Raw genomic sequence first — 1,085 nt, forward strand, 5'->3', positions numbered from 1 at the left:
TCCCCGTCCCCGTCCCCTTCTCCGTCCCCGTCTCCGTCTCCGTCCCCGTCCGCCGCGACTGCCGCAGCTGCCGCGCCCGTCCCTGACCACCGCGCTCCTTCTGCTGGCCGCCTCGCTCGGCGCGTTCGCCGCGCTCGCCGCGGTCCAAGGCCTGCCCATGGACGACATCCGCGTCTACCGGGCGGAGGGCGCCGCCGTCTGGCACGGCACCGACCTGTACGGCTTCACCGTCACCGAGTGGGATCTGCCCGCGACCTACCCGCCCTTCGCCGCACTGCTGTTCGTCCCGGTGGCGCTCGTCCCGTTGTCCGTCGCGAAGGGCGCCTTCGTCGCGGGCAACGTGGCACTGCTCGCCTGGCTGATCGCCCTCTCGCTCCGCGCCGCCCGTCCGGCCCGTCCGGCCCGTACGGCCCCCTCGGTCCGTCCGGCCCGGACGGACGGGCCGGACGCGGCGACAGGAGCGGCGGGTCCGTCCGGGACGACGCCCGTGGCCGCGCCGCTGCCCGCCGTCGTCTGTCTCACCGCGGTCGCGCTGTGGCTCGAACCCGTCTTCCAGACGGTGGCCTTCGGGCAGATCAACCTGCTGCTGGCCTGCCTCGTGCTGTGGGACGTGGGGCGGCCCGACGGGGCGCGCGCCAAGGGATTCGCCCTCGGCCTCGCAGCGGGCGTCAAGCTGACGCCCGCGCTCTTCGCCGTCCACCTGCTGCTGACCGGGCGGCTCAGAGCGGCGTGCTGGGCCGCCGCCGGATTCGCGGCGAGCGTCGCCGTGGGAGCGTGCGCGCTGCCGGGCGCGAGCGTGGAGTTCTGGACGCGCAGGATGTTCGAGACGGCGCGGGTCGGGAAGGCGTGGATCGTCGACAACCAGTCCCTCCAGGGGCTGGTCGCCCGCCTCCTGCACGAAACCGAACCGGGAGGGCTGTGGCTGGCGCCCACGCTGGCGCTGGCGGCCGGGGGCATGTGGCTGGCGCGACGGGTGACCGTGCGGCACGGAAAGGGGGCCGACGGGGGGCCGCCGGAGTTTCGCGGCGCCGGTGTGGTCGGCGCGTCTGGTGTGCCCGGTGCGTCTGGCGTGTCCGGTGTGGCCG

General features: G+C 75.5%; 1 protein-coding gene. It reads left to right on the forward strand.

Annotated elements, in window-relative coordinates; translation table 11 throughout:
• Window positions 1-157: 157 nt before the first annotated feature.
• Window positions 158-1,085: glycosyltransferase 87 family protein (locus tag AB8Z75_RS34940; protein WP_369209164.1), on the forward strand; the 928-nt coding region annotated here is incomplete at its 3' end.

The sequence above is a fragment of the Streptomyces sp. PU-14G genome (assembly GCF_041028275.1).
Taxonomy (GTDB): Bacteria; Actinomycetota; Actinomycetes; order Streptomycetales; family Streptomycetaceae; genus Streptomyces.